General features: G+C 40.8%; 1 protein-coding gene. It reads right to left on the reverse strand.

What is annotated here, in order from left to right:
- Positions 1–181 precede the first annotated feature (181 nt).
- On the reverse strand, positions 182–1360 hold the full coding sequence (locus tag CV944_RS16970; RefSeq protein WP_011231306.1) for an RNA-guided endonuclease InsQ/TnpB family protein: 1179 nt from the start codon (positions 1358–1360) through the stop codon (positions 182–184).
- Positions 1361–1388 lie beyond the last annotated feature (28 nt).

A 1388-nucleotide genomic window follows, 5' to 3' on the forward strand; every position in this document is an offset into this window, starting at 1 on the left:
ATGAACCTCCCCCACTTATCGAAGTGGGGGTTTCCTGTTTCCCCTTCGGAGGTGGATGCATGATAGGCTGGTTGGCAGCCTATCTGCAGGCAACACCTGGCACCCGTCCCGTTGGGAGCCACAGGCAACATGAGTATCCATGATACTCAAGGGCGGGAACTCGCCATCTACGACTTCATACCTAAGCAATCCGTCGATACGTAAACGGTTTGACCGTAAATTCCAATGGGCGGATTTCACCATAATATACTTTGGCAAATAAATTCATTGCCCCATGGATATCACGGTGTCGTTTGTACCCGCATTGACATGTATAATTTCTAGAAGAAGATTTATTTTTCTTCCCGCAAACAGGGCATGTTTGCGAGGTATAACTTTCATCTTTTTTCTCGATTTGAATTCCTTCGGCATTCAATTTGTATTTGAGATAATCAAATAATTTTCCAAACGACCAATTGGATAATTTCTGATTGGTCTTTTTGTTTCGTTTCTTTTTCGTATTCCGTTGGATTCCTTCGATATCTCCAATGACGACTTCTTTCACTTGGTTTTCCAAACACCAACGAACAAATTGTCTCGTGGTTTTGTGCAGTGCATCCTTTAGTTGTGCCTCTGATTTCGAAAGTACATATTGTTTCGCCCGATTGTACTTTTTCCATTGTTTGGAGCCTTTTTTGCATCTGCTCATGAGTTTTTGCAGTTCTTTTAATTTCTTGTTTCTCAACCGATGAATGCTTCTTATTTTTCTTCCCGTGATAATGAGGCTTTCCCCATTTTCACAAATGGCTGCGATGGTGTGAATTTCCCCTGGGTCAATAGCAACACGGTTTTTACATGGATTTTCTTTTGGTTTTTTCCCATCTTCATACGATAAACAAAGCCACAAACCACGGTCATAGACCAACTCGATTTCTTTGACTTTTCCGTTTGGAAGTTTCTCTTTGTCGATTTTCACCACCAAAGGAGATTGTCGTTTTCGATTCCAAATTCCTAGCGACAGTTCCAACGTTCCGTCTTCATGCAAAACAAACCCATCTTTTGCCCATTTCGTGTTGAAATGTTTTTTCTTTTTGTATGGATATTTGATTTTTTCTCCTTTTTTCCGTGCTTCTTTTGCCCCATCACGGGCAAAGATATATTTATGCACAACCGCCTGGATGCTTTGGCTGTGGATAGAAAAACGACCTTTTGTTGCTTTTTGCAGTTCCGTTTTGGTTATCCATTTTCCTGTTTCCAAATGATGTTCTTTTGCCAAACGAAGGCATTCGTTCCAAACTTCTGCGGAGATACGATTGCATTCAAATAGTTTTTGGATAACTTCTTTCTTTGCCCGAAAACGGGTTTTCAGCGTTCGATACATGGTTTCACCTCCTATGTTTATTGTATTC

Source organism: Geobacillus sp. WSUCF-018B (assembly GCF_002809985.1).
In the GTDB taxonomy this organism is placed as follows: domain Bacteria; phylum Bacillota; class Bacilli; order Bacillales; family Anoxybacillaceae; genus Geobacillus; species Geobacillus thermophilus.

Bases quoted from the DNA above. Each gene is read 5' to 3' on its own strand.
- CV944_RS16970 (WP_011231306.1), bottom strand. From the start codon at position 1,360: ATGTATCGAACGCTGAAAACCCGTTTTCGGGCAAAGAAAGAAGTTATC.